Annotated in this window: 2 protein-coding genes; one reads left to right on the forward strand and one right to left on the reverse strand. The window is 43.2% G+C overall.

The features are described from left to right. The first annotated feature begins 173 nt into the window (after positions 1–173). Positions 174–926: a substrate-binding periplasmic protein gene (locus F607_RS0127335; protein WP_268967661.1), complete on the forward strand. Its 753-nt coding sequence runs from the start codon at positions 174–176 to the stop codon at positions 924–926. Between the two features lie 6 nt (positions 927–932). On the opposite strand, the gene F607_RS34510 is transcribed toward F607_RS0127335, so the two are convergent. Further along, on the reverse strand, positions 933–1,181 hold a 249-nt coding region (locus F607_RS34510; RefSeq protein ID WP_211233730.1), incomplete at its 5' end, for a type 2 periplasmic-binding domain-containing protein.

The following is a 1,181-nucleotide window of genomic DNA, read 5'->3' on the forward strand; positions in this document are numbered from 1 at the left end:
CATAAGCGTCGTCGGCCCCAAAAAGTGTCTTCAACAATCTCATATACCACCAGATGGCTACCTATACTTGTACTATCAGGTCTATTTGTATTTTCCTCAGTAGAGGGGGGTTTTAGGTGCTTGCTCAAATAGCCAATCACTTCACTGTGAAATGTTTAATGCTGACAGCAATGATGAGCTGTGCGCTCTGTATAGTAAGGACTGCAGGTGCAAATGAAACCATATTGCTCACCAATGGCGAATGGCCTCCTTTCATGTCTCAAACCTACAAGCACTTTGGTGCAGGTTCTCACATAGTCACTGAAGCCTTTGCATTGGAAGGCATTGAGGTGACATATGTCTTCTTGCCCTGGAAGCGTGCCATGAGTGAAGCTAAGCAAGGTAAGTATGATGGCACCATTTTGTGGAGTAAAAATGAAGAGCGCATGCAACACTTCTTGCTAAGTGATGCGGTTATTACGCTGCGGACAGTCTTTTTTCACCGTAAGGATTACACGTTTGATTGGAAAACGTGGAATGATTTATCCGGTCTTACTGTGGGTGTCACCCGTGGTTACTTTTACGGTGATGGATTAAAGCAGGCCATTGAGCAAAATATTGTCAAAGCGGATATTGCCAATAGCGATTATTTGAACTTTAAAAAGCTCCTGGCAAAACGCATCCCTTTGTTTGTAGCAGAAGCGGAGATTGGTTATGAAATACTGGCCACCAAGTTTCCGACTGCCAGTCGTGAGCAGATAACCAATCATACCCGTCCTCTCAGAGAAGCTCATTGGTTTTTGCTGATATCAAAACGCAACGAAAAAGCTCAATATTGGATTAACAAGTTCAATCAAGGACTCACGAAACTCAAAGCAACGGGGAGATATGAAAAAATGATGGATGATGTGATCACTGGGGAGTACTCGGCTCCTGCTAAGCAGTAATGACACTTATTTAGAATGATTGGGTAAGGCAAAGCCATGGGCTTGCATAATAGCCTGGAGTCTTCCTTGCGCTTTCATTTGAGTGAACCCTTGCTCAAATTCTTGATGCAGTTGCTGTGTATGCGGAATGGCCTTTGAAATGGCTAAATGGACAGTATCATCACTCATTATCGGCTTATGCTGTCTAAATTGATTGGCAAAAGTGGGATACGAGGTATTGATGTAATATTGTAAAACACGGCCATCGACGACAAT

This window comes from Zooshikella ganghwensis DSM 15267 (assembly GCF_000428585.1).
GTDB classification, from domain to species: domain Bacteria; phylum Pseudomonadota; class Gammaproteobacteria; order Pseudomonadales; family Zooshikellaceae; genus Zooshikella; species Zooshikella ganghwensis.